19 protein-coding genes are annotated in these 25561 nt (G+C 45.3%); 18 read left to right on the plus strand and 1 reads right to left on the minus strand.

Annotated features, from left to right (window positions below; all coding sequences use genetic code 11):
• Positions 1 to 84 precede the first annotated feature (84 nt).
• The 8 genes from DDZ15_RS06135 (at position 85) to DDZ15_RS06170 (ending at position 13218) form a co-directional block, all read left to right on the plus strand.
• On the plus strand, positions 85 to 2838 hold the full coding sequence (locus tag DDZ15_RS06135; RefSeq protein ID WP_109646180.1) for a site-specific DNA-methyltransferase: 2754 nt from the start codon (positions 85 to 87) through the stop codon (positions 2836 to 2838).
• 233 nt (positions 2839 to 3071) lie between these two features.
• Positions 3072 to 5948 (plus strand): sensor histidine kinase, encoded by a 2877-nt coding sequence (locus tag DDZ15_RS06140; RefSeq protein ID WP_109646182.1) that lies wholly within the window; start codon positions 3072 to 3074, stop codon positions 5946 to 5948.
• A 45-nt stretch (positions 5949 to 5993) separates the two neighbouring features.
• Positions 5994 to 6626: a response regulator gene (locus tag DDZ15_RS06145; protein ID WP_109646184.1), complete on the plus strand. Its 633-nt coding sequence runs from the start codon at positions 5994 to 5996 to the stop codon at positions 6624 to 6626.
• 83 nt (positions 6627 to 6709) lie between these two features.
• Entirely contained in the window at positions 6710 to 7741 is a 1032-nt protein-coding gene (locus tag DDZ15_RS06150; protein ID WP_146198526.1) for a hypothetical protein, read from the plus strand.
• A gap of 56 nt (positions 7742 to 7797) precedes the next feature.
• Positions 7798 to 7986, plus strand: coding sequence for a hypothetical protein (locus tag DDZ15_RS06155; protein WP_109646188.1), 189 nt, complete (start codon positions 7798 to 7800; stop codon positions 7984 to 7986).
• Between the two features lie 467 nt (positions 7987 to 8453).
• Positions 8454 to 9461, plus strand: a complete 1008-nt coding sequence (locus DDZ15_RS06160; protein WP_109646190.1) for a hypothetical protein — start codon at positions 8454 to 8456, stop codon at positions 9459 to 9461.
• Between the two features lie 464 nt (positions 9462 to 9925).
• Entirely contained in the window at positions 9926 to 11584 is a 1659-nt protein-coding gene (locus DDZ15_RS06165; RefSeq protein WP_146198527.1) for a hypothetical protein, read from the plus strand.
• A 68-nt stretch (positions 11585 to 11652) separates the two neighbouring features.
• Positions 11653 to 13218 carry an outer membrane protein transport protein gene (locus DDZ15_RS06170; RefSeq protein ID WP_109646194.1) on the plus strand — a complete coding sequence of 522 codons (1566 nt, stop codon included), beginning with the start codon at positions 11653 to 11655 and terminating at the stop codon, positions 13216 to 13218.
• A 143-nt stretch (positions 13219 to 13361) separates the two neighbouring features.
• Here the strand turns inward: DDZ15_RS06170 and DDZ15_RS06175 are convergent, their stop codons facing one another.
• Positions 13362 to 14261 carry a universal stress protein gene (locus DDZ15_RS06175; RefSeq protein ID WP_109646195.1) on the minus strand — a complete coding sequence of 300 codons (900 nt, stop codon included), beginning with the start codon at positions 14259 to 14261 and terminating at the stop codon, positions 13362 to 13364.
• Between the two features lie 203 nt (positions 14262 to 14464).
• Between DDZ15_RS06175 and DDZ15_RS06180 the strand changes: the two genes are divergently transcribed.
• The 10 genes from DDZ15_RS06180 (at position 14465) to mauJ (ending at position 25546) form a co-directional block, all read left to right on the plus strand.
• Entirely contained in the window at positions 14465 to 17179 is a 2715-nt protein-coding gene (locus DDZ15_RS06180) for a type I restriction endonuclease subunit R (RefSeq protein ID WP_109646197.1), read from the plus strand.
• A gap of 63 nt (positions 17180 to 17242) precedes the next feature.
• Positions 17243 to 17920, plus strand: a complete 678-nt coding sequence (locus tag DDZ15_RS06185) for a DUF433 domain-containing protein (RefSeq protein ID WP_109646199.1) — start codon at positions 17243 to 17245, stop codon at positions 17918 to 17920.
• On the plus strand, positions 17917 to 18327 hold the full coding sequence (locus DDZ15_RS06190; RefSeq protein ID WP_109646201.1) for a PIN-like domain-containing protein: 411 nt from the start codon (positions 17917 to 17919) through the stop codon (positions 18325 to 18327). The genes DDZ15_RS06185 and DDZ15_RS06190 overlap by 4 nt, the downstream gene beginning before the upstream one ends.
• Positions 18328 to 18446: 119 nt before the next feature.
• Positions 18447 to 19298: a three-Cys-motif partner protein TcmP gene (gene tcmP, locus DDZ15_RS06195; protein WP_109646203.1), complete on the plus strand. Its 852-nt coding sequence runs from the start codon at positions 18447 to 18449 to the stop codon at positions 19296 to 19298.
• Positions 19299 to 19300: 2 nt separating this feature from the next.
• Positions 19301 to 20035 carry a DUF5131 family protein gene (locus DDZ15_RS06200; protein WP_109646205.1) on the plus strand — a complete coding sequence of 245 codons (735 nt, stop codon included), beginning with the start codon at positions 19301 to 19303 and terminating at the stop codon, positions 20033 to 20035.
• 32 nt (positions 20036 to 20067) lie between these two features.
• Entirely contained in the window at positions 20068 to 20766 is a 699-nt protein-coding gene (locus DDZ15_RS06205) for a DUF4145 domain-containing protein (RefSeq protein ID WP_109646207.1), read from the plus strand.
• Positions 20767 to 20775: 9 nt separating this feature from the next.
• Positions 20776 to 22236, plus strand: a complete 1461-nt coding sequence (locus tag DDZ15_RS06210; RefSeq protein ID WP_109646209.1) for a restriction endonuclease subunit S — start codon at positions 20776 to 20778, stop codon at positions 22234 to 22236.
• The gene (locus DDZ15_RS06215; protein WP_109646211.1) at positions 22233 to 22892 is read left to right on the plus strand and encodes a transposase; all 660 of its coding nucleotides are present in this window, start codon (positions 22233 to 22235) and stop codon (positions 22890 to 22892) included. Before DDZ15_RS06210 ends, DDZ15_RS06215 begins: the two co-directional genes overlap by 4 nt.
• A gap of 63 nt (positions 22893 to 22955) precedes the next feature.
• Complete coding sequence (locus DDZ15_RS06220; protein WP_109646213.1) at positions 22956 to 24431, plus strand: class I SAM-dependent DNA methyltransferase; 1476 nt, start codon at positions 22956 to 22958, stop codon at positions 24429 to 24431.
• 2 nt (positions 24432 to 24433) lie between these two features.
• Positions 24434 to 25546: a methylamine utilization protein MauJ gene (gene mauJ / locus DDZ15_RS06225; RefSeq protein ID WP_146198528.1), complete on the plus strand. Its 1113-nt coding sequence runs from the start codon at positions 24434 to 24436 to the stop codon at positions 25544 to 25546.
• Positions 25547 to 25561 lie beyond the last annotated feature (15 nt).

Below are 25561 nucleotides of genomic sequence, written 5' to 3' on the forward strand. Positions count from 1 at the left end.
ATATTGACGTCAGAATGTTGGCGACTCGATTGGGGGTTTTGGTTTAATTACATTCATTTTTTTATAAATACCTATTAATCTGCTATGGCTAAATCCTACCGGCATTCCGATAAGCGCGCTCACATTCCTTCAAAAGAAGAAGCGGGGTACGAAGATGCCAACCCCAATGTGCAAAAGGGAAAAAAGAAGTTACAAATTCCGGTAAACCCGGTCATTGAGCGTGGCCGAGATCCGGAACTGTTCTGGATGCACAAATACAATAACGATAAGGAGATTGCTCTGCTACTGGATGCCATTGCCGGCAGCAATGATAAAGAGGAGATTAAGGAACTGGCCGCAGAGCTTCGCGAAATCGTACTGAATCCCGATTCCGGCAATGAACGCTGGAAAGAACTGCTGGAAGTGGACATTCGCTCACTCTACCGGTATGAACACATTGCGCCCGAAAAATTGATTAAGGGGTTACATCGTCTGGTAGAGGAAAAACAGGATCAGCCTGATCTGTTTTCTACCAATGAACTATTTGGCAATGCACTTGAGAAGGATGAGCTTGAAAAGGTAAGCGAATATTACAAGCATAATGATGGTTGGAGTAACCGCCTGATACAGGGCGACAGCCTTCTGGTAATGAGCAGCTTGTTGGAACGCGAAGGCATGGCCGGACAAGTACAGATGATTTACATTGACCCACCCTACGGCATTAAGTACGGCAGCAACTGGCAGATGAAAGTTAATGATCGCTCGATGTCGTATTCTGATCCTGATAAGGATTTATCTGGAGAACCAGAAGTGATTAAAGCCTACCGCGATACCTGGGAACTGGGGATTCACTCCTACCTGAGCTATCTGAAAGAACGTCTGCTGGCCGCCAGGGAATTGTTAAAAGAGAGTGGGTCCTGCTTTGTACAGATCAGTGATGAAAATGTGCACCTCGTAAGGAATTTGATGGATGAGGTGTTTGGAAGTGAGAATTTTTCATCAATGATATACTATGCTACTACCAGTGGATTTACTACTAACACGCTGAGTAGAGTTGGTGATTATATTTTATGGTATGGGAAAAATCTTAAAGAAATAAAGTACCGACAATTATTTGACGAATTAGATCTTCCAGTAAATGACCCGAATTATCGATTTATAGAGCTCAAGAGTGGAGAAAGAAGAAAAATGACTAAACTTGAGAGAGAAAATCCTCAAAATATTCCAGATGGTGCAAGAATTTACAGGATAGGAGACCCAACCTCTCAGGGTAAAGCTTCAGAAGATGAACCATTTGAATATAAAGGTGAAATATATAGACCTGGAAATAGGCACTGGACACATACAGTAAAGGGATTGCAAAATCTTGTTGATAAGAATCTAGTTGTAAAAACTGGAAATAATCTTGGTCTCGTAAGGTATTTTGATAATTATAAATTAAAAGAATTGAGCAACAATTGGTTAGATACTGGAACCGGCGGCTTTAATGAGACAAAACGGTACGTTGTTCAAACTAACGCGAAAGTTGTAAAACGGTGCATTTTAATGGCTACTGATCCGGGTGATTTAGTTTTAGATCCTACTTGTGGTAGTGGTACAACGGCGTATGTTGCCGAAGAATGGGGACGTAGATGGATAACTATTGAAACTTCTCGCATAGCACTTAATATTGCTAAAACTCGATTAATGACAGCAGCATATCCTTATTATTACTTGCATAGTGAGGTTAATATAAATCGGGGATTTAAAAAGGATGGTTCTATAAAGAAAGAGGTGACCTATAAGCCTGAATTAGACCAAATTCAAGATATCCGTCAAGGTTTTGTATACAAGGAAGAACCGAATGTATCAATGCGACAACTTGCTTATGATGAGCCTCCAGATACAGAGACACTATATGATAAACCTTTATTAGATCAAGATAAACTCCGTGTAACTGGTCCATTTACAGTAGAGACTCTTCAAAATTTTGAACCGGTTGCTCCCGAACAGTTGGAAGACAAAACCAACTCCGATGAAAATGGCCAGCGATTCGAAGAGCTGGTGTTTGAGCATTTGAAGTCGGCCGGTGTAAAGAATGGTATTAAAAATGAACAGGCGGTATTTAAACGAATTGAGTCGCTGGCGGATGTGTGGCTGAACGCTGAAGGATTTTATGATACCGAGCATGGTGAGCGAAAGGCGTATATGCATATCGGTCCCAAGTTCGGTACGGTGAGTAAAGAGGCTGTCAACAATGCCGTAAAAGAGTGCCGTGCCCGCGGTGATGCCGACTGGCTCATCATTCTCGGTTTCAGCTTTGAAAGCGACATCCAGAACCAGACTCATACAACCAGTATGGGTACTTTCGAAGTCACCAAAGTACGCATGCATGATGATCTATTGCAGGAAGGCCTACTCAAAAAAGACAAAAAAGCGGCCTCCTTCATAACAATTGGTGAACCCGATATCAAAGTGTCACCGTTGGAGGAAGATACTGACAAAGTGCAAGTCGAAATCCTCGGCCTCGATATCTACGATCCCATCAAAGACCAGGTAAAAGCCCGTAACCGCAAAGACATTGCCTACTGGATGGTGGACGATGATTATGATGGCAGCAATTTCGTTGTGAAACAGATTTTCTTTTGTGGCGGCAGTAAAGATGAATTCAAGGATTGGGAAAAAGGCCTCAGCGATCTGGCCAAACAGAGCCAAAAACGAAATGCCGAACGCACTCTCAAAATTGAAATCGACGACGAAGCCTTCGACCGGCTATACGGATTTAAATCCCACCTCATCAAGAAGAAAGAAGGCCAAAAAATTGCGGTTCGGGTTGTGAGTCAGTTTGGGGAGGAGAGTACGAAAGTTGTGGGGGTTTAATATTGTTTATTTATGCATTTCATTACATAATTTAATTTGAAATGTATCTAGATGCACTGCGCAAGCTGCGTCATCACAATCGCAGCGCCGCACTCCGCGCTTATCTGGGCTGATCCATCCCTCAACCTATGAGTTTATCGAAGCCGCTCTCCCAATCGGGAGCGGCTTTTTTTATGATGCAATCACATGAACATGTGATTTGACCCTGTCTGTGAACTTGTTAGCTTTTATGGATGCTGAAATACTGGCTGATCATACAGTTTGGGTTTCTTTTCACAGTGTTGTCACTCCCTGTGAACGGGCAGATCATGCCGTTCCGAAACTACTCCATTGATGTGGGTCTGAGTGAATCCGTGGCTCACGACCTTATTCAGGATGAGCGGGGATATGTATGGGTTGCAACCGGTTACGGCTTGAACCGGTTTGATGGCAATTACTTCAGGCAGTTCTACGAGGATGACGGGCTTGCCAATAATAAGGTCAACTCACTCTACCAGGATTCAGAGAAAAAAATTTGGGTAGGCACTGAAACCGGCATCTCACTACTTGAAGATGATTCTTTGCACACTCCTTCCCATCTCACAGGACTGAATCAATTTGCGATACGCTCCATTTTTGAAGACAATCAAGGCTCATTCTGGTTCGGCACGGACGAAAACGGACTTTGGAAACTGGGCCCTGATAACGAGCTCTATTCTGTTTCAGAACGATTGAATATCCCGGCGGTCTCGGTAAGGGCTATTGATCAGTCGGCAGACAATACCATCTGGGTGGCATCACGTGAAGGTGTTGTTCGGATAAATGATGGTGAGGTTGTTCATTACGATAAGGATGACGGACTGCCTGAATTAAGGGTGAGAGATATCGTTGCAGATGATTATGGACGTGTTTGGGCAGGTTCAAGGTCGGGCCTGGCTCTTTATCAGAACGGGAGTTTTCGTCTCTACACGCAGAATGACGGACTCAATGACAATCGGATTCAATCGATTACGGTAGAATCGGAAAACCGTATATGGCTGGGCACAGAAAATGGCGTTTCCCTTTTTAACGGACAGGATTTTGTGAATTATACGCGTGAAAACGGACTGCCTGCTACCATCATCTATGATACCATGAAGGACCGCGAAGGCAATATATGGTTCGGCACCCTGGGCGGCGGAATAAGCATCTATTCCGGCGATATCTTCTACAGCTATACGATAGACAACGGGCTTCCAAATAACGTGGTAAACGGTTTTGAAGAAGATGAAATGGGCAGAATCTGGGCGGCTACGTTTGGCGGGGGGTTGGTCATTATTGATGACGGAGAATTTTCCTATTTCACTGAAGAAAACGGACTGATTGACAATAAAGTCTATGCGATTTACAGAGATAGTTTTAACCGAATGTGGATCGGGACCAATGAGGGGATATCAGTCTACGAAAATGGTGAGTTTCGCACATTTGAGCTAGACGGAGTTCAGCTCAGAACCGTAAGGAAATTTTTCGAGGACCCCGAAACCGGCGACTTCTGGATCGCTACCTACAATGACGGACTATTTCGTCTTCGGGATGGTGGGTATGAGCAATACCATACAGGAAATGTATTGACCAATAATACGGTGATGGATATCAAAAAACATTTCAATGGTGATATGTGGTTTGCCACCTACGGCGGCGCGGTACGCTACGACGGGGAAGAATTTCACTTTGTTACCATTGCGGACAATCTTCCAAGTAACGGCGTAATTCACATTCATATTGATCAGAATGGGGAAGTCTGGTTTTCCACCTTTAACGGGCCCGCTTACTATAAAGACGGGCGGGTACAGCGAATTCTGCGAACCGACAGAACCGAGTCGATTTTCTACTACACCGAGCAGGATTCTTTTTTCCGGTACTGGTTTGGTACCAATACGGGGTTATATCTGTTCAGGAAGTCTGAATTTGATACGCACACCACAGAGCTGGAGAGAATGCTTTCATACCGATTGTATACCACAAAGCAGGGCCTTATAGCCAATGAGCTCAATGCAGGGGCTTCGCTGCTCGCATCTGACGGCAGTATGTGGCTGGGCACGGTTGAAGGATTGAGCCGTTTTTTTCCGGATAGAATTCAGAAAAACAGAGTGCCGCCCGGACTTGAATTTCAGGAGCTGCTGATGAGCGGTACGCCCGTTCAAAATAACCGGAAATGGCAGTTCAAATACGATCAGAACTTTCTTCAGGCTACATTTATCGGCCTTACTTATGAGGCCCCTGAGCAGATTATTTATGAACACAGATTGAGAGGGTATAACGACTGGCAGCTTACAATGGAAAACAGTGTAAACTACCCGGAACTTCCTTCTGGTGACTACCGTCTTGATGTGAGGGCCTACAATGCAGACGGTACGCGAAGTACGAAAACAGCATCCTTTGAGTTTAAAATATTCCCTCCCTTTTATTTGCAGACATGGTTTTTGCTGCTGGTCATTGCTGCGATTATCGGGTTGGTATTATTCTCCGTTCGTTATTTCAGGGTTACCAAACAGGTGGATATGGAAAAGATGCGGGTTCAGATTGCAAGCGATCTGCACGACGATGTGGGATCTTCACTGACTGAGCTGGCGCTGCAGACAGATTTTCTTCAGGCTGTTGAGCTCAACCCGGAAGTGAAAGACACGCTCAAACAGATTGGTGAACACAGCAGGAAAATCGTTTCGAGCCTGGATGATATTGTTTGGTCGATCGATTCCCGGAATGATACGGCCGGAGACCTTACAGACAGAATGCAGGATTACGTGAACCACATTTTTGTAAACGGCCACGCTGACGTGTTTTATCACTTCGAAGATCTGCAGATGGACCAGAAGCTGCCTGTGGACGTTAAAGAAAATATTTACCTGATATTCAAGGAGTCCGTTAACAATGTAGTGAAACACTCCAATGCGACCCGGGTGGATATCTATTTTTCATTCAATGGCAAAAACTATGAACTTGTGATCCGCGACAACGGAACGGACAGCAATACAAACCGGAAATCGGGCCAGGGTTTAAGGAATATGAAAATGCGCGCCGAAAGGATCGGAGCGGATATATCCATCGAGCCGGGAGACGGATTTACGGTGGAAATGAAGGGAACCGCGTAGCGAACAGGCTGTGCGGACAATTAAATCAGAGAAGGAGGAACAGATATGATTGAAGTAGGAATCGTTGAAGACAATGTAAAAATCAGAAATCTTATCCAGCGCTACCTGGACATGCAGGAGAATATGAGCTGCAAGGCCGCCATGGATTCTGTTGAAGAGATGCAGGAGCACCTGAGCAAGCATGATCCGCCGGATGTGCTTTTGATGGATATCCAGCTCCCCGGAATGTCAGGGATTGAGGGTATCGGACTGATCAAGAAAGAGTATCCTGAAATTGAAATACTGATGCTCACCGTCTATCATGACTCGCACAAGATTTTTGACTCCCTTGTTGCCGGTGCATCCGGGTATCTGTTGAAGCATACCTCTCTGCCGGAGATCAAGGAGTCGATCGAAAATCTGATCGAAGGCGGCGCACCCATGTCGCCCCAGATTGCACGCAAGGTGATTCAGCACTTTAACAAACCCGAGACGGAAAAAAAGCCGGAAAGTGATCTTACGGCAAGGGAACAGGATATTGTAAACGGGCTGGTGGATGGCCTGAGCTACAAAATGATCGCCGATCGCTTTGATATCTCCATCGATACGGTACGCGCCCATATCCGGAATATTTACAAGAAACTGCATGTGAACTCGAAAGCAGAGGTCATTGCCAAGTCACTGAGGGGGGAAATATGATGTCACATGATCATGCGATAAAAAGCCATCATTATTATGAATACTCTTTAGTAATTAATTACGCTAACTAATAGAGTGCCACAATGAAATCCAGTATAATACATCTGTTGATATATATTACGGGGCTGTTGGCTTTATCAGGTTGTTACACATCGTTTAAAACAATTACGCCGGAAGAATCTGAGTATATTAACGGGATGGGGGAGGCGACACCCGTTGATGATCGCTGGATTGAGGCGAGCGGTCCATATTATTTTGTCGATTACAGTGCAAGAGAGTGGTACGGATATGCCGGAATCGATTTGGCAGGTGATACCACGTCTTCAGTAATGGCCAGTTTCCGCCAGCAAAACCCAACCAGATCCTACTGGTTTTCAACCTACGGAGGTTCATTTTTTTACAACTACCCCGGATATACAAACAGCTACCTGTATAGCACGTTCGGACCCTTTGTACTGGGCAATGCCAATATTATTCCTGGCGTCTTTCATCCGCCCTACTTTTCGAACCAGTATACGTACAGCTTCTTTTATGACAGATGGGCACAGTGGTATTACTGGGATAGTGAGCGGCCGAACAGTTGGTGTTACAACCCATTCCAGCTATCCGCATTTTATGGGTCAAGCCTTCCTTGCGGTGAATCGACAAGTACATCTTTAGCACATTCAAACTATGATAATAATAAGGTTTTAAGGGATAGATTGGGTGTGAATCCTGCTTTTAACAGAAGTGAAAAAGACAGAGTGGGTGAGGACCCTGATCTTAATATAGGTGAAAGGGACAGGGTTCTTGCGAGAAAATTTGACGAAAATGGCGTAAGGGCACTCCGAAGCCGGACAGAGATATTACGCAACAGGATTAATAATGTGAGAGTGGAACAGATAGAGACCGGCATTAGTCGTGAAGCTCAAATGATAAGATGGGCCATCGAGTATCATGAGAGAAACCGCTCATCAAGGAGCACATTTTCAAATTACAACCGGAATTCTTCCAGAAACAGCGGTGTCTCTCACAATTCAGGTATCAGCAGAACAGGCTCCTCGGTTAACACTTCATCCGGATCATCAGGCCGCACCAGGAGCGGTACTTCAACTACAAGAGAGAATAATAATTAACGATATGTCCTGAGATTCCGAAGGGATTCATCACGGGTTGTTTTAGAGTACTGATTTTGGCTGACTGTCCTGCTTTGGATCAGTCAGCCTTTTTTAATATATGGGCTTTTGAAACGGGTGCAGCCTACTACGCTATCCACTATGCTAAAGCTTCGCAGGCCAAGGGGCTACAGGGTTCAAGGTACAAGGTACCCCGAAGACTCGGAGCTGCGAACAGCACGCAGCAGGTTCAGGGTGAAATCTAAATCAAAGATCTCCGACCACTAATCTCCAATCGGATATCTTGATGGTTCAGGCTGCAGGCATCAAGCATCAGGCGGCAGGTTTAATTATCGGTGCCACTCTTTAGCCAGGAATTGACAAACGCTGCAGGCGTGGCCATATCATAGCCGCCGATTTTAATCAGCGGTTCGTTGATCGCCAACTAAGGTTCCTCCGGGGCCGGATTTAATCAGAACCTCTTTTCGTATCGAGGAGGCAATGGGAAAGATTCTATAGGTCGCCGACGCCATCTTTTTGGTTATCATCATGCTTTGACTGGCAAACGTATTCGTGAAAACGGAAGCATCAGGGTAGGACACCCGTTAAAATTATGTGACTGGTAAAATGTCTTGTAACAGAGTGAAAATTGCATCACATGGAAATGCGATATGATAAAACTCAATGAGGTATTATTTTTTCAGAACATATATAAAATAAGCCGGTACCTGCTATGACATTAACATTTCGGATTCACACAGTTCTGCTGCTCTCCACCCTGTTTTTTGTATCAGGCTGCTATACACATATGCAGACTACAGAAAGGGAATCAGATGCCGGATACTATGAAACCGGACAGCAAAAGGTACCTGAAAGATATACAGATATTGAGAACCGTGAAGATGAAGCAGTAAACACGGAGGAGTATGTAGCCGGTGACAAGAGCGGATGGATAGACGCGGACGTGGCCTATTTTGTAGATGAAGAAAGCCGCAACTGGTACCTGGAGCACGGCATTTCACTCGCCTACGGCCATAGCTATCCCTATCGTGCCGGTTACCGGCAGGTGTACGATCCAAACTGGTTTTTTTCACCCTACGCGTATTACACATATGAGGGCGAATACTTCATTGTTCCGGGTTTGAGGAATCCATACAGCAATTATTTCGGCGGGTGGAAGCCATGGAGAAACATAGGTTACAATCACCTCTATGCCTATTACAACTACCGCCCGTTATTTTTCTGGGGCAGGCTCAACTACGATTATTATGGTGGTTTATACTATAGTCCGCACATTTTTGCCGGATATCAGAAGGGTTGGAACAGCTACAACAATCGTATTACAGCAGAGGCGAGGGTCCATAATGATGATCGGGAGTACAACTTCACAAGCAACCCGCGAATAATAAGGCCGGTTGATGATAGATTAGGTTCAGTGCGGACAGAAATATTGCGAAACAGGATATTACACCGGGATTTTGAAAGGGTACAGAGAGACGCCGCCCGCGTAAACCTTACCGAGAGACGGGCTGAAGAGTATCGCGAAAGACTGGAGAGAAACAGGGCGGCCAGAAAAATGCATCTGAATGCAGGACGCAGTACATTTTCAACAAGGCGCAGTGAAGCGGGCGGTAACCGATCCGGATCCGTTGAAAGAAGGTCATCAGGTCATGTTTCATCCGGATCATCGTCCGGCCGAAGCAGAAGCGGTACATCCACTACAAGAGAGAATAATAATTGATGAAATAGCATTGACAGAGTTGTAAGAGGAGATTATTTACAGGGTGCCCCGAAGTCTCGGAACTGCGAACAGCACGCAGCAGGGTCAGGGTAAAATTTAAATCAAAGATCTCCGATCACTAATCTCCAATCGGATATCTTCATGGTTCAGGCGGCAGGTTTGATTTAAGGCAACACTATTTATTCCGGAAATTTCTCACATCGCTCATCATTCATCACTCATCGTCCATCAACCACTGTCTATTCGCGCCCGCGCTTATTTATCAGTATCTTTTAACTTTAATTAAAAGAATTCTATTGCTGCAAGTGGAACAAATCAGGTTGTGCACCCGTTAACTATATACAATTGGCAAAAAAGGAGATAAAGCCAGCAAAAGTGCATCACATGGAAATGCGATATGATGCTACAGGATGAGACGTTATTTTATAAGTAGAACATACAAGTGACATGAGCCGGAGGCTGTTATGACATCAAGAATACTAAACCATACAGTACTACTACTTTTTACCGCAATGTTTGCGTCAAGCTGCTACACACAGCTTGAAACCGTGGATAGAAGGGGGTATGACGGATACTATCCCGCAACACAGAGAGCAGCTCCTGAAAGACGCGCACCGGTGGAGGAGCGCGCAGACGAAATTGAGAATGTGGAAGACTACGAGCTGGGCTATGAAGACGGCTGGGTAGATGCGGAATCCTTCTATTTTGTAGACGAAGAGACCCGCGACTGGTACCTGGAACACGGCGCTTCCCTTGCCCACACAAAAAGCCATTCATACCGCTCAAACTACATGCGTCCGTATGATCCGGACTGGTTCTACTCACCCTACCATTACTACACCTACTATGGTGTGCCGCACTGGAGACACGGGTTTTCCATCCACTTCGGCTGGAGCAGGCCATGGGGATACTTTGGATTCGGATCCCATTTCGCCTATAACCGTTACTACTATGGTGGGTTTTATGACTATGGATACTATCGCTACCCGTTTTACGATCCATTTTACTATGGCGGGTACTGGAGCGGATGGTACGGTTACTACAATCGCCCGGTCGTGATCTATAACAACAATATTGTTAGCAATCGCAATTACAGTGCCAGAAGTACAGGCCTGGCTTCTTCAAGACGATCCACCATCAACCGTACGCGTCCCGATATTAACAGCAGCCGTTCTGCAGTTCGTGCCAATGCAAGATCTTCACGAATCGACAGCCGGTCGGCCGCACGCAGCACGGTTAGAAGCAGAGGCACGAGTACCCGAAGCAGCGTAGGCAGCCGATCAACCGGCCGTACCACAAATCGGGGGACCGTGAACCGTTCGGGCTCTTCAAGCCGCGGAAGCAGCGGTTCTGTGGGCAGAACACGCAGCAATAATCGTTCTTCCGGCAGCTCGGTAAATCGCAGCCGAAGCAACAATAATCGATCATCCGGAAGTTCAGTGAACCGAAGCCGGAGCAGTAACCGCTCTTCAGGCAGTGCAGTGAATCGCAGCCGAAGCAGCAGTCGTTCAAGCGGTTCATCCGCATCGCGAAGCCGATCCAATAACCGGCAGGCGGCAGCCGTTCAGTCGTCATCACGTTCAGATGTCCGATCAGACGTACGGTCCAGCATCATCAGCGGTCAAGGCAGCAGCGCAATCATCCGAAGAGGAGAAATAGCAAACCGTGAAAATACAGGCCGCACAATCAGAACAGAACGTTCATCAGGAAGATCAATGGAATCGACTTCTGCAAGGGAAAGCTTACTAAACCGTGCAGTTCCAGGTCAGCGCAGTTCCGGTATTGATATCGAAAATCTCCGGCCTGTAAACGTACCCCTGCGATCTGCGACGCGATTAAACCGTGAAGCGGCCCGGTCAGGATCAAGCTCGTTCGGCAGAATACTGCTGCGTGGAGCTACCCAGGCGGCATCGTCTGTGTTGCGTGAAGCAGCGGGCAGCAGCCGCTCTTCCAGATCCTCGTCTGTTGGCAGGTCATCATCAAGAAGTTCATCCGGTTCATCCGCAGTCCGAAGTTCCGGATCGTCAAGCCGGTCATCCGGAGTGTCCAGGTCTTCAGGCAAATCAGGCAGCAGCCGCGGAACGTCATCATCAAGAAGCCGATCATCGTCAAGAAACAACTAACTGACCGGGAACTTAATCTGATTTAAGCATCTATTCGATTGAATCATCTTCAACTACAGAGGAGACGTATGTCCGAAAATTCCATAAAAATTACCATTCTGTCGGTTTCCCTGATTCTTACCGCAGGAGTGGGTACTTCATTAGCCCAGGTTACCGGCGCCAATCCGAATAACAGGCTTCTATACAGCAATCAGGCTACACTGTTTGGGGATTATGGGCAGCCGCTGGATCCTGTATCCCTCATATTACCGGGTACAGCCTTTGGCGCGGGATTCGGATCCTATCAGGATAATCCGGCCAGTGCGGCATTCTTCAGGGAGAGTTTTGGAGAAGCGGGCTTCTCTCTCAGAAGTGTTGAGGAAGAGTCAATCTATCGCGGCAACAGCCGTCTTGCAGATGATCAGCAGACCACGCTGTCAAACCTGGGCGTTGTGTACGTTTTTCCAACCACCAGGGGAAGCCTGGTAGCAGGTGCAGGGTATACGCAGCACTCATCTTTTAACCGTGCACTCTCACTGAGAGCCCGGAATAACGTGAGCTCGATAACGGATAATTTTAAAACACCCGGCTCAAGCTACGCGGATATCGCATTTAACACATTTGCGACTGATTACGGAGATGAATTTCAGGATTGGGACGAATCCATTTTCCGGATTGGTTTTGACCAGCCCGGCGATTTTCTGGGAATCGACCAGAATGCAGAAATTTTCGAGAGCGGTTACGGAGGTGAATTTTCCGCGTTTCTGGGCACGGAGATTCGTAAAAATCTGATGATTGGGTTCAGTCTGGGATTATTAAATGGAAATTACACCTACACCAGGGCTTTTCAGGAGATTGATGGATTCAATGATTACAGCTCCGACTTTCTGGATGTGGACGGAGACGGTACAGGCGAAACCGATATTGACAGGATTTTACTGGACGACCGGATTGAGGTCGATTATTCCGGCATAAGACTGCGCCTTGGCGCCATTTACAAAATCAACAAGCACCTCAATGCAGGCGCAAGTTATGCATTTGGTACACGGATTCAGGTAGACGAACTTTTTTCAGCCAACATAGCCACCACTTTTGATAACGGTGAGATGTTCGAAGACGATATCGATTCAGAATTCCGATACTTTTTTACTTTTCCGGCCAGAACATCACTTGGATTGGCTGTAACCGATTATAAAGGCTTGACAATTTCAGCCTCGGCTGAGTATGTGGACTATTCGGGAACTGAAATCGACTTTGTGCAAAGCCGGCTTCTGGAAGATCAGCAGATCGAAAATGAATTTATCAGTGAAACTTTTTCCCCGGTATGGAACGTAAGGGTTGGCGCTGCCTATGATCTGAGCCCGTTTGCTACATTGCGGGGTGGATTTGCAGTTTATCCCGATAAGTTTGAGACGAGCGATAATGACCGGGGTGTGTTACTGTTCGGAGCAGGCTTTACACTCACGGACAATGTTCGTCTGGAACTTGCCGCACAATACACAAACTGGGAAGAGACCTCTGCGGTTTATGATTATGCCGAGTATGATTACTCCGATCTTCCGGACTCCTCGCCCTCGTTTACAATTGGATCGGAAAATGCAAACCGCAATGCAGACCGCTGGAACATGCTGGCCACGATAAAATTCGGGCTGTAACACACCAGAATAGTCTGCCGTTAGACGGCTTTATTCAGCAGATGAAGCAAGCTTCAATTGACTAACTGCAGGATGCAAGCCGCAATGGGAAGGGAAGGGGGCTGGTGTACCCTTTCATCCTAATTTAACGTGCATATCATTCGTCACTCATCCGTGTCGACCACGATCTCTTCATCCTCTTCCTGGCGCGGGTTTACGCTCAGTACGGCCGTTTTTACATGGCGAACCAGGTTGGCCGTAGTACTTCCCATCATGAGATAGTTAATGCCCGTGCGGCCCACGGTCGACATCACAATGAGATTGTAGGGGTTATCCTGCACATAGTTATAAATGGCTTCGTGCGGTGAATCCTGCGATACAATCACTTTAGAGGTAATATTGCCTTTGAACTTATGGAAATGCTCTTTTTCAAGCAGCTTGATACGGTCTTCCCTTATTTTCTGGAGTGACCGGTCCTCCTCGATGGTGTCGAACTGATCGAAGCTGAGAATATGGATCAGGTCGAGGTCGGCGCCGGTTTTTTCGGCGATATTCACAGCATGCGGGTAGGCAACGGTTGCATTATCGGAGAAATCGGTTGTAACCAGGATTTTTTTGAAAGATCCCACATCCGATTCATCTTCCACCACCATAACCGGTGTATGAGAGAGCCGCAGCACTTTTTCGGCAACGGATCCGAGCAGAAAACGCGTGAAACCGGTTCTGCCGTGAGTACTCATAATCACATAGTCGAAATCGGCCGAAATATCGATGATGCTTTGTGCCGGATTCCCCATGGCCACAACAGGGTCGCTCAGCCTGGATTCGTCTACTTTTTCTGCTGAAACGGACTTTAGCCGGTGTGTCAGATTATCTTCAATGGATTCAAAATCCTGATAAACCTGAGAACTCATTCCCAGGGCATAGGGTTCATCGAGTTCGGAGATGGGAATGTGTGAATGAAAAGGGGTAACCGTTCCATCCATCACTTTGGCAAACGTATCGGCCACTTCGAGGGCTTTTTCACTCAGTTCGGAAAAATCGACGGGAACAAGGATTTTCATGGCTCTCAGCTGTAAGTGTTAGGATTATACAGTAAAGTGATAAAAATACCTGAAAAGAGAAAGAAGCTCACAAAATGTTCCTGTTTCTCCTGATGGACCGGTAGGGAAAAGGATGACCGGGTTTTAAATTTCATTTTTTTCGTTCCGCCATATCATTCTTTTTGATTATACTATTCAGGAAATAAAAGAATAGTATTGGTTTTATGACACTTACTCCTGAACAAAATGCACGGCTTGAAATAGACCGCATGCTAGATTATTCTGGCTGGATCGTTCAGGACTATAAAAAAATCAATTTTGGGGCAGGGAAAGGAGTTGCAGTTCGTGAGTATCCCACGGAATCGGGGCCGGCCGATTACATCCTGTTTGTGAATAAGCAGCCGGTGGGTGTGATCGAAGCCAAACGGGATGATGAAGGACATCGAATTACCAAAGTGGAAGAACAGTCGGCGGGATATGCCACCAGCGGCCTGAAACACATCGGGGATGCCGACCTGCCTTTTGTGTATGAAAGCACCGGGGAGATTACCCGGTTTACCGACCGCAGGGATCCAAAGCCGCGATCAAGAGACGTGTTCTCCTTTCATCAGCCCGACACGCTGGAAGAGTGGATCCAGAATCCATCATTACGAGAACGGCTGCAGCATTTACCCGGCTTGAATTTTGAGGGACTGAGAAAGTGCCAGGTTTCGGCAATTGAAAATATAGAGACGTCATTTAAAGATGCGCGGCCAAGAGCCCTGGTACAGATGGCCACAGGATCCGGGAAAACATTTACGGCGATCACCATGATCTACCGCCTGCTTAAGTTTGCCGGAGCCAAACGTATTCTTTTCCTTGTGGATACCAAAAACCTGGGCGAACAGGCCGAGCAGGAGTTCATGAAGTACACACCATCGGATGATAACCGCAAGTTTACTGAACTCTACCCCGTACAGCGTCTGCAGTCCAACTACATTGCACCCGACAATAAGGTGTGCATCAGCACCATCCAGCGTCTCTACTCCATGATGAAGGGAGAGGAGCCGGATGAGCAGGTTGACGAAGAAAACCCCAATGAGCGGTATCAGCCGAAAGAACCGATGCCGGTGGTGTACAGTGAAAATATCCCGGTTGAGTTCTTTGATGTGATTGTGATCGACGAGTGTCACCGCTCGATCTACAACTTGTGGAAACAGGTGCTTGACTATTTTGACAGTTTCCTGATCGGCCTTACGGCTACGCCTGATAAGCGAACCTTCGGGTTCTTCAACGAGAATGTAGTGAGCGAATATTCCCATGAAGATGCGGTGGCCGATGGGGTGAATGTTGGGCACGATCTCTACACCATTGAAACGAAGATCACCAAAGAGGGTTCCCGGCTTGAGGCAGAAGAGTTCGTGGACAAGCGGGAAAAACTGACCCGCAAAACCCGCTGGGAGAAGCTCGAGGATGAAGTTGAGTACAGCTCCACGGCTCTCGACAAGGATGTGGTAAACCCGAGCCAGATTCGGAATATCATCCGCGCGTTTCGCGATAAACTGCAGGAGATCTTCCCCGACCGCGATGAAATTCCCAAAACGCTCATCTTCGCCAAGACCGACAGCCATGCCGACGACATCATTCAGATGGTGCGCGAGGAGTTTGCCGAGGGAAATGAGTTCTGCAAAAAGGTGACCTATAAGATTGAGGAAGACCCCAAATCGGTGCTGGCCCAGTTCCGGAATGAGTACTACCCGCGCATCGCGGTAACCGTGGATATGATTGCTACAGGCACCGATGTGAAACCGCTGGAGTGCCTGCTCTTTATGCGGGATGTGAAGAGCCGGAATTACTTTGAACAGATGAAAGGTCGCGGCACCCGCACGCTCGACCGTGAAGGACTGATCAAAGTTTCCCCGTCAGCCAAAACCGATAAAACCCACTTTGTGATTGTAGATGCCGTGGGGGTATCGAAAAGCGTGAAGACCGACAGTCGTCCGCTGGAGCGCAAACGAACGGTTCCGCTGAAGGATCTGCTGATGGGCATCATGATGGGATCGGAGGATGAAGATTTCTTCACCTCAGCTGCGAGCCGATTTGCCAGGCTGGAAAAGCAACTGAGTGACTCGGATAAACAAGAGTTCAATATGAAAACCGGTAAAACCATCAACCGTGTAACCCATGAACTGCTGGATGCCTTTAACCCCGATGCGATTGAGGATGAAGCGGAGCGATCCGGTGTGGATCACGGGCAGGCCAAAAAGAAACTGATCGAAAAAGCCTCTGCAACATTTACCGGTGAGATTATCGACTACATCGATAATGTGCGCAAGGTGCACGAACAGATTATCGACCGCGTGAACCAGGATCTGGTGACCTATGCCGGGTGGGATAAAGAGCAGAAGAAACAGGCCGAACAACTGGTGGCCGGTTTCAGGGAGTTCCTTGAGGAACATAAGGACGAAATCACGGCGCTCTCCATTTTTTACAACCAGCCACACCGCAGGCGAGAGGTGACGTACCGCATGATCCGCGACGTGCTTGAGGTATTGAAACGGGAAAAACCGCAGCTCGCCCCGCTGAATGTGTGGCAGGCGTGGCAGGCTGTGGAGAAGGTGAATGGCAATTCACCCAAAAATGAATTGATCGCCCTGGTATCCCTGATCCGTCGTGTAACGGAAATTGACGATGAACTGACTCCCTACGATGCCATCGTGAACAGGAACTTCCAGGATTGGGTGTTCGGAAAACAGGCCGGCAATCTGAAGTTCAATGAGGAACAGATGAACTGGCTGCGGATGATAAAAGACCACATTGCCACCTCGGTTCACTTCAACAAAGAGGATTTGAATATGGCACCTTTTGATGCAAAGGGCGGCATCGGGAAAATGTATCAGCTGTTTGGGGATGAGATCGACCACATCATTGAAGAGATGAACGAGGAGCTGGTGGCATGAAAACATTAAAATGCGAGCCGGCCACACATATTTTGTATATATTAAATTCTAACAAATAATGATATGGGTGTGGATTTCGAAAATGAACTTTCAATAGGTAACGGAATTTATACTATCCGGGAAATTGCACGAATTTTGCGCTTGCCTTATTCAAAAGTACATCGATGGCTGAATACATATTGGGAAGGCGAGCTCGGAAAATTTTTTGAGGGGAACTATTCCTGGAAAGTAGAAAACTCACAAGCGGTAGGTTTCCATACACTGATAGAATTCTATATTCTGGTTCAGTTTGCCGAAGCCGGGGTCAAAACAAGGGAAGTGTTAAAAGCACATATTGAACTCTCAAAGGAACTGCAAACTCCCTTTCCTTTTGCACAGCGGAATGTTCTTGAGAAAATACGAACGGACGGCAAGAAGATCTTTTTGACCAGTAACGGCATTACCTGCACACTTGACGGGACAAAACAGCTCAATCTCTCCTTTATACGCCTGTTTCTGAAGAACCTTGAATTTGACAGTGATCTGGTGGCTTCCAGATTCTGGCCGCTTGGAAAGGATAAGGGCATTTTGGTAGATCCCAGGCGAAAATTCGGACATCCGGTCGTGAATACATCCAATATTTATCCCGAGACGATTTACAACTTGTACAAGGCAGGTGAACCGGAAAAATTCATTGCATTTACCTACGAAATAAGTGAAGAGGATGTGAGGCACGCAATTGAATATTGCGAGGCTGCATGATTATTTACGTGGATGAAAACATGTCGCCTTACCTGGCCAGAGGGTTCGACATTTTACAGCGCCCGGAGAGTACAAAACTCCGGGACCCGATTGAGGTCAAATCCATTAAAGACGAATTCGGGGAAGGAGCATTGGACGAGGATTGGATTCCGCTCGCCGGTGAGCAAAACGCATGCATCATCACACAGGATTATAACATCCAGCGTATCACGCATCAGCGTGAACTTTGTGAGCAGTACGGCTTGGGGATGTTCTATTTCCGGCCGCCATCCAGGAAAGGTTTTCGATATTGGGATATGCTGAAAATGATGGTAAAGCACTGGCCGGACATCATCAAAATCTCCCAAAAGAAGAAACGACCGTTTGCATACAAAGCAAGCTCGAAGGGTAAATTGGAGGCGTTGTAACATTTTTAATCCAGTCTGCTGGACTATGGATTTCCTTAGTCTAATGAAAGGCGTTTTATTAGACTAAGGGGTGACAGGGTGTAGTCAGTATAAATCAGTAAAATGTAAAAGAGGTCGTTATGAACCAATTTGGCGGAGATTGGACAGCACTGAAAATTGAAATATTAGTTGAGTACGCCAAAGCTTACTTGACCATAATGAAAAAGCATATCTATTGGCGTACACTTTATTTTGACGGGTTTGCAGGTACGGGATTTATTGTGAGAGGCAAAGCTGAAAACCCTGAATTAACGATAGGTGCGGCTCGCAGAATTGTAGAAATTGATAAGCCCAAAAGTTTTGACGGATACTATTTTGTTGAAAAAGATGCTAAAAATGTGAAGGAATTAAGGAAAAATACTCAAGAGGCATTTCCTCAAAAGACAATCCATATTGTAGAAGATGATTGCAATATTAAACTGTCGGACATGGCTGAGCACTTGAAAAAGCCAAAAGATCAACGAAACTACGACAAGGTGCTTTCTTATATCGATCCTTGTGGCATGCAACTGGATTGGGACTCATTGAAAAAGCTGGAGGGCGTTGGCGCTGATGTTTGGATTCTTGTACCTACGGGAATGGGAGTAAATCGTCTGTTAAAGAAAGATGGTGAAATAAGTGATAAATGGATTGACAAGCTTGAACGGTTCCTGGGTTTAACTGAACAACAAATAAAGAATTTCTTTTTTCGTGAAAAGGTAGAATTAACACTTTTTGGGGAAGAAACTCGTGTAACCAAAATAGAAAAAGCGGTCCAAAGGGCTGCAGAATTATATCAGAATAGATTGGGTGATGTTTTTGAGTTTGTCACAGAACCTTTTGAACTGCGAAATGAAAAGAATTCAATTATGTATCATCTTATTTTTGTCTCGAATAATTCAGCAGCTTTGAAAATAGCTACAGATATCCTAAACAAATACAAACACCAGTAAAAATGTCAAAATCATCTATCGAATGGACAGAATTAACCTGGAATCCTGTAACCGGATGTACGAAAGTCTCCCAGGGGTGCAAATTTTGCTATGCAGAAGTGATGGCAAAACGTCTTAAAGCCATGGGTGTTGAAAAGTACAAAGATGGATTCAAGGTTCGAACGCATCCTGATACGCTCGAAGAACCATACAAATGGAAAAAATCCCGTGTGGTATTTGTGAATTCCATGAGTGATCTGTTCCACCCGGAGGTGCCGATTGAGTTTATTCAGGATGTATTCAAAGTCATGAATGAAAATCCCCGCCATGTATTTCAGATACTGACCAAGAGAACGGAACTACTGTTTGAATACGATAAAGCAGGATACATGAACTGGACGGATAATATCTGGATGGGTACGTCGGTGGAAGACAACCGTGTGAAGGAGCGGATTGATACTCTCAGTAAAACGAAAGCGGATACAAAATTCCTTTCTTGTGAACCGCTGATCGGGCCATTGACTGATATGAATTTATCCAATATTGATTGGGTCATTGTGGGCGGGGAAAGCGGCCACAACCCGCGCCCGATGAAAGCGGAGTGGGTGATTGATATCAAAGAGCAGTGTGCGGTTGCAAACGTACCGTTTTTCTTTAAGCAATGGGGAGGACGGAATAAGAAGAAAAACGGGCGGGAGTTAATGAAACAAACCTGGGATGAAATGCCGGAAATGCCTGAAGATTTTGTTGAAGTTTAAATTTATATGAAGTTTTTAATAAATAATTACTTATGCAGTTGATAAATAAATCAAAAGTAAAAAAGTGGTCTGTGATATCGGGTAAAATAAAAGTTCCTAAATCAATAAGTACGAATTGTCCACATAATGATTGCAGAGCGAAAGTCACATTTTCAGTTACAGATCTAAATGATGACAAAAAAAGAAATGCTGTTGCAGCTTCAGCTAATTGTCCGGATTGTAATAGAAAAGTTCACTTTTGGACGTTGAGAGATGAAACTAACACTACGAGCAAAAGTGAGCACCCAGCAGATATATACATGTATCCCCCTGCAAGTAATTTTTATCCAAACCCTGAATTTATTGATGATATTCCAGAACCTTTGCAAAGATCATTAATATCTACTATCGATTCATATAATGGTAAAAATTACGTAGCAACAGCTGTTGGATGTCGCCGAACTCTTGAAGGGATATTTAAATACTTACTTCCCAAGGAAAAGAGGAATGAAGTACTTGCAAAGCTAATAAACTACACAAAAGAAGAGGTTGACCTTGCAGCTCCATTATCTTCACTATCACATGCAATTAGAGATGGTGGAAATTTAGGAGCTCATTTTGATATGGAAAAAGAACCGGATGAAAATATGGCCCGACAAATGGTTGAATTAATAGATTATCTTATTTCTTATTTGTACGTCTTACCGAAGGAGATCGAAAAATTAGAAGAAAGCTTGGCAAAGGGGAAGTAGTAAATATTTATGGCGTTAGGACTCACACCAAAGGAAATTATTGATTCGGGAAGGCATCCCCTTTTAGAATGTTCAAAAGAATGGGAAAGGATTGAACTACAAGAAATTGCAGAGGTGCAAAATGGTTACGCATTCAAATCTGAGTACTTCAATCATGAATCAGGATTACCCCTTATAAGAATAAGAGACGTTGGCAAAAGTAAGGCAGAGGAGCTTTATTCAGGCGACTACAATGATGATTACTTAGTGAATAAGGGAGACATATTAATTGGTATGGACGGAGACTTCAGAGCTGCCTATTGGGTTGGAGAACCTGGGCTTTTGAACCAGCGGGTTTGTAGGATTCGAAACATCGATGATAGTTACTCAAAAAAGTTCCTTTACTATTTACTTCAACCTTATTTAGAGGCAATTCATGCAGAAACATCAGCAGTAACTGTAAAACATTTGTCTTCTCGGACTATTCAATCGATTCCACTCCCAAATCCCCCACTCCCCACCCAACACCGCATCGTCGAAAAAATAGAAGAACTATTCAGCGAGCTTGATCATGGTATGGAGAACCTGAAGAAAGCCCAGAAACAGCTCAAGACCTACCGCCAGGCGGTGCTGAAGGATGCCTTTGAAGGCAAGCTCACAAAAGAGTGGCGCGAGCAGCAGGACGACCTGCCCACCCCGGAAGAACTCCTCCAACAAATCAAAGCCGAACGCAAAGCCCACCGCGAACGGGAACTCGCCGAATGGGAAAAGGAAGTGGAGCAGTGGGAGAAGGATGGGAAGCCTGGGAGGAAACCGAGGAAGCCGAGGAAAACAAGAAAATTACCCCCAATCACTGAAGAAGAGCTGGATAGTCTTCCTGAATTACCATCATACTGGACTTACATTAGGAATGAAGAATGTATATCTGAAGTAAAAGATGGTACTCATGATACACCAGATTATGTAGACAAAGGGATACCTTTTATAACTCAGAAAAATATTAAGTCAGACAAAGTAGATTTTTCAGATACAAGGTATATATCACAGGAAGAGCACCAGAAGTTTTATAAAAGATCAAATGTTGAAAAAGGTGACATTATAATTGCTATGATTGGCCATAACCGAGGCAACTCAACAATCGTAAATACTGACAAAATTTTCAGTATTAAAAATGTAGGACTATTTAAATTCTATTCTGAATTTCAGAATAATCGATTCTATCTGTACTACTATAGATCCCAAGATGCTCTGAACCAAATTCTTTCTAAGTCTAAAGGAGGAGCACAACCTTTTATTGGGTTAACTGAGTTAAGAAAGTGGCCAGTTATAATATGTTCAAACAAAGAACAAGATAGAATTGTTGAGGAAATCGAATCTCGCCTTTCTGTTGTCGATCAATTAGAACAAACCATCAAAGAAAACCTACAAAAAGCTGAGGCTCTCCGGCAGAGTATTTTGAAGAAGGCGTTTGGTGGGGAGTTGGTGCAATGAAAGCCAAAAAGGTTCTTCCTGATCGCCGATCCATTCGTTTGCAAGGGTACGATTATTCAAACCCCGGCGAATATTTTGTGACCATTTGTACGCAGAACAGGGAATGTGTATTTGGCGATGTGGTGAAACACAAAATGGCACTAAATGAAATCGGTGACATTGCAAGGTATTATTGGTATCGTATACCTGAAAGGTATGATGATGTCGTTATAGATGCATTTGTGGTGATGCCGAATCATGTTCATGGAATCATTGGCATTGAATACAATCCGGTTCGTGATGCCCATTCGGCCGGGATAAATAAACCGGATGGGGCAAATCAATCGGTAGGGGCAATTCATGAATTGCCCCTACCGGAAATGCCCCAACGTGACAATATGTCCCCACCGGGCGTTGCCACAGATTTCGAAACCTACCGCAAACAACGCAGGCAGATGTTGTTATCCAAAATCATCGGATGGTACAAAATGAATGTGGCAAAACGGGCCAATATGTTATTACACAATTCGGGAAATCGGTTTTGGCAGCGCAATTATTACGAACATATCATTCGCGATGAACAGTCTCTGAACCGAATCAGGGAATACATTGTCAGCAATCCCGAACGATGGGATGATGACATGAATCATCCGGAAAACATCAATCCCAAACCGTAGGGGCAATTCATGAATTGCCCCTACGGTTTGGGTCATCAATTACTGTAATTCTAATCATTGAATATGACCACCAACGGCATCGTACAAAAAATCTGGAATTTTTGTCATACGCTAAGAGATGATGGGGTTGGCTACGGAGACTATCTGGAGCAGATCACCTACCTGCTGTTTCTGAAGATGGCGCATGAATACAGTCAGCCGCCTTATAACAGAGATACTAACATTCCGGAGGAGTACAACTGGGAGAGCCTCGTAAAGCGCAGTGGTGCCGACCTTGAGCAACATTACGTTACACTGCTTCGTGAGTTGGGCAGGGAGAGCGGCATGCTGGGTCAGATCTTTGTGAAGGCACAGAATAAAATTCAGGACCCGGCCAAGCTCTACAAGCTGATCCAAATGCTGGATGCCGAAAATTGGGTGATGCTGGGCGCTGATGTGAAAGGGGACATTTATGAAGGCCTGCTCGAAAAGAATGCGGAGGACACCAAAAGCGGGGCCGGACAGTATTTCACCCCGAGGGCGCTCATTCGGGCTATGGTGGAGTGCGTGCGTCCCGAACCGATGAAATCCATTGCAGATCCTGCAGCCGGTACCGGTGGTTTCTTCCTTGCGGCCTACGACTATCTGCTCGATAACTACGACCTGGATCGCGATCAAAAAGAATTCCTGAAGTACCATACATTTAAAGGATGGGAAATAGTGCCCAATACCGCGCGCATGGCCCTGATGAATCTTTTCCTGCACAACATCGGGGATATCAACTCAGAGCCGCCCATTCAGCGGGACGACAGCCTCAATTCGGAGCCGTCCGTGAAGTTCGATTACGTGCTGGCCAATCCGCCTTTTGGGAAAAAGAGCAGCATCACGGTCACAAATGAAGATGGAACCCAGTCGAAAGAGGCGCTCACCTACAACCGCCAGGATTTTTGGGCCACATCATCCAACAAACAGCTCAATTTTGTGCAGCACATCAATGCCATGCTGAAAGCCGATGGACAGGCAGCCGTGGTTCTGCCAGATAATGTGCTATTTGAAGGCGGTGCCGGTGAGACGGTACGGAAGAAGCTGCTGCAAAATGCGGACGTGCACACCGTGCTGCGATTGCCGACCGGGATCTTTTACGCCCAGGGCGTGAAGGCGAACGTGGTCTTCTTTGACGCAAAGCCCGCATCCAAGGAGCCGTGGACCAAAGAGGTGTGGTATTATGATTACCGGACAAATATCCATCACACGCTCAAAAAGAATCCGCTCCGGTTTGACGACCTGAAAGAGTTCGTCGAACTCTACAATCCCGAAAACCGCCACAACCGCAAAGAGACCTGGAGCGAAGAGAATCCCGACGGCCGCTGGAGAAAGTACAGTTACGAAGAGATTACCGGTCGCGACAAAACCAGTATGGATATCTTCTGGATCAAAGACGACAGCCTCACCGACTTAGACAACCTACCCGACCCCGATATATTAGCCGCAGAGATTGTAGAAAATATCGAAGCAGGGCTGGAGAGTTTCCGGGAGATTGTGAATGGGTTGGAGGAGTGATTGTGAAACCAAGTGAGAGAAACTTTACAAATTCAGAGGCTTGTAAAATTCTCAATTTGTCTCAAGAATACTTTTCTGCAATAGCAAACAGTGGGCTTTTAGGGTTTTATGAAAATGATAAAATCCCAGCCATCTCTGTTCATCACTTTGGATTGTATGGAACGCAATGGCGACCTGAACTTGGAATAAGGTCCGCTAAATCGGATATGCAAAATGCACAAAGTGGTTATGTACATGAGTTATACCCTGGAACAGTTACTGAAAGTAGAATTATGCCACAAGGCTCTTCAGCCAAGCAGCTTGAAAATGATGTAAAATGGATTGCTCAGTTTTATATAATTCCTAACAGATTTTATTTTGCGGATCCTTACTCCCTTGCTTTAAATGGGCCAACGTCAATTAATTTAGAAAGCAGATTTGAAGTTTCAGGTACGGCTTTACAATGCTTTCTCTGTCCAGACCCGTGGGGTAAATTGGCAATGGTTATGGTTTTTGGAACTGATGCACCTAGTTCAACTATGTGGGAAACTGCTTTTGATGTGGTAATTCCTGTTTTAGATGAAATCTCATTTAAATACGATCAGCCTCTACCCATAGCGCATTCAATAATTGTAGGTGTACCTTCTGGAGTAGTCTATACTTATCAATTTGCTTTACCTAATGAAGTAACTATTTCTATAGGTAGTGAAATAGATTTAAAAGAATCTTTTGTTGAGACTAGGGATGCTAAAGCTCTGTATCGTGAAGCCATCTCGTCTAATAATCCTTTCCATAAGTTTTTGACTTTTTGGAAGGTTTATGAAAATGTTGTTGCTCTTCGAACTGAATGGAGGCAGAAGCATAGAAAGGCTGATAACAAAAAGACCAAAGAGATAATACCAAGTGGGTTTTCATTTAAAGGTTACGAAGGATTGTCCTTTGATAAAGTCAGGCAAAAAATGGAGAAGTCTAAAAGACATGCGATTGCTCATGGTGGTTTAAAAGATTCAGCTCCATTAACTTCTTCTGCTTTTGATAAAATTCAGGATGTTGGGACAAGTGTTCCAGTAATTCAGTACATGGCAAAGATTATTTTAGAAAATTTTGAGGCAACGCTACGGGGCATAAAGCATTGATTTTTTAAAAATAGT

This window comes from Rhodohalobacter mucosus, from assembly GCF_003150675.1.
Classification (GTDB): Bacteria; Bacteroidota; Rhodothermia; order Balneolales; family Balneolaceae; genus Rhodohalobacter; species Rhodohalobacter mucosus.

Excerpts from the sequence above, each read along its gene's own strand:
- DDZ15_RS06135 (WP_109646180.1), top strand. The coding sequence starts at position 85 with ATGGCTAAATCCTACCGGCATTCCGATAAGCGCGCTCACATTCCTTCA.
- DDZ15_RS06140 (WP_109646182.1), top strand. The coding sequence starts at position 3,072 with ATGCTGAAATACTGGCTGATCATACAGTTTGGGTTTCTTTTCACAGTG.
- DDZ15_RS06145 (WP_109646184.1), top strand. The coding sequence starts at position 5,994 with ATGATTGAAGTAGGAATCGTTGAAGACAATGTAAAAATCAGAAATCTT.
- DDZ15_RS06150 (WP_146198526.1), top strand. The coding sequence starts at position 6,710 with ATGAAATCCAGTATAATACATCTGTTGATATATATTACGGGGCTGTTG.
- DDZ15_RS06160 (WP_109646190.1), top strand. The coding sequence starts at position 8,454 with ATGACATTAACATTTCGGATTCACACAGTTCTGCTGCTCTCCACCCTG.
- DDZ15_RS06165 (WP_146198527.1), top strand. The coding sequence starts at position 9,926 with ATGACATCAAGAATACTAAACCATACAGTACTACTACTTTTTACCGCA.
- DDZ15_RS06170 (WP_109646194.1), top strand. The coding sequence starts at position 11,653 with ATGTCCGAAAATTCCATAAAAATTACCATTCTGTCGGTTTCCCTGATT.
- DDZ15_RS06175 (WP_109646195.1), bottom strand. The coding sequence starts at position 14,261 with ATGAAAATCCTTGTTCCCGTCGATTTTTCCGAACTGAGTGAAAAAGCC.
- DDZ15_RS06180 (WP_109646197.1), top strand. The coding sequence starts at position 14,465 with ATGACACTTACTCCTGAACAAAATGCACGGCTTGAAATAGACCGCATG.
- DDZ15_RS06185 (WP_109646199.1), top strand. The coding sequence starts at position 17,243 with ATGGGTGTGGATTTCGAAAATGAACTTTCAATAGGTAACGGAATTTAT.
- DDZ15_RS06190 (WP_109646201.1), top strand. The coding sequence starts at position 17,917 with ATGATTATTTACGTGGATGAAAACATGTCGCCTTACCTGGCCAGAGGG.
- tcmP (WP_109646203.1), top strand. The coding sequence starts at position 18,447 with ATGAACCAATTTGGCGGAGATTGGACAGCACTGAAAATTGAAATATTA.
- DDZ15_RS06200 (WP_109646205.1), top strand. The coding sequence starts at position 19,301 with ATGTCAAAATCATCTATCGAATGGACAGAATTAACCTGGAATCCTGTA.
- DDZ15_RS06205 (WP_109646207.1), top strand. The coding sequence starts at position 20,068 with ATGCAGTTGATAAATAAATCAAAAGTAAAAAAGTGGTCTGTGATATCG.
- DDZ15_RS06210 (WP_109646209.1), top strand. The coding sequence starts at position 20,776 with ATGGCGTTAGGACTCACACCAAAGGAAATTATTGATTCGGGAAGGCAT.
- DDZ15_RS06215 (WP_109646211.1), top strand. The coding sequence starts at position 22,233 with ATGAAAGCCAAAAAGGTTCTTCCTGATCGCCGATCCATTCGTTTGCAA.
- DDZ15_RS06220 (WP_109646213.1), top strand. The coding sequence starts at position 22,956 with ATGACCACCAACGGCATCGTACAAAAAATCTGGAATTTTTGTCATACG.